The sequence below is a fragment of the Vibrio jasicida CAIM 1864 = LMG 25398 genome, from assembly GCF_000400365.1.
Classification (GTDB): domain Bacteria; phylum Pseudomonadota; class Gammaproteobacteria; order Enterobacterales; family Vibrionaceae; genus Vibrio; species Vibrio jasicida.
In genome coordinates this window covers 1-633 of the sequence record NZ_BAOG01000193.1, presented here as the reverse complement: position 1 = coordinate 633, position 633 = coordinate 1, and the positions used below count along the sequence as shown (strand labels likewise).

The 633-nt window shown below is 53.9% G+C and carries 1 protein-coding gene; it reads left to right on the top strand.

All coding sequences use genetic code 11. The features are described from left to right. A partial coding sequence (locus VJL_RS26635) for a hypothetical protein (protein ID WP_081635051.1) occupies positions 1-633 on the top strand: 633 nt, incomplete at both ends.

Sequence of the window (633 nt, the reverse complement as noted above, 5' to 3'; positions counted from 1 at the left end):
AGAGTGTGGCGTTAACGTTGCAAGGCTTTAGTGATGCAACGGGCAATGCCGGTGAGGCATTCACTTCTAGCAAAGTGCTAGCGATGACCCCAACCTTAACCGTTGAAAATATCGGTGATGTTAACGAAGCGGGCGCTGCAAGCGTTGCCGTCAGTGGCGATAGCACACGCTTCGAAACCTCCGATACATTGACCATCAAAGCGGTCGATACGGACAATAAAGAAGTCACGAAAACCACGACAGTGGCTGCATTGGGTAAATGGAACACGACGCTTGATGTCTCGGGTCTTAAAGACGGCACCATTACGGTGACGGTGAACGGGACTAACGACTTGGGCGCACCAGCAAAAGAAGTGGGGACGACATTTACGTTGACGCAAACCAAGCCAACGGTGGACGACGGTCAAACGTCGATTAATCCAACGTACGCAGCGGCGGGTGAGAGCGTGACCGTTACCGCCACGTTCGACAAAGGCGTCACCACACCGACGGGGTCAACGCTGGGTACCGCGGCGATCAACTGGACAGCACAATCGGGTACTCAAACCCAATGGGTGGGTACAGCAGAAGTCGCGTCGGTTGCGGATTCGGTGAAGAGTGTGGCGTTAACGTTGCAAGGCTTTAGTGATGCAA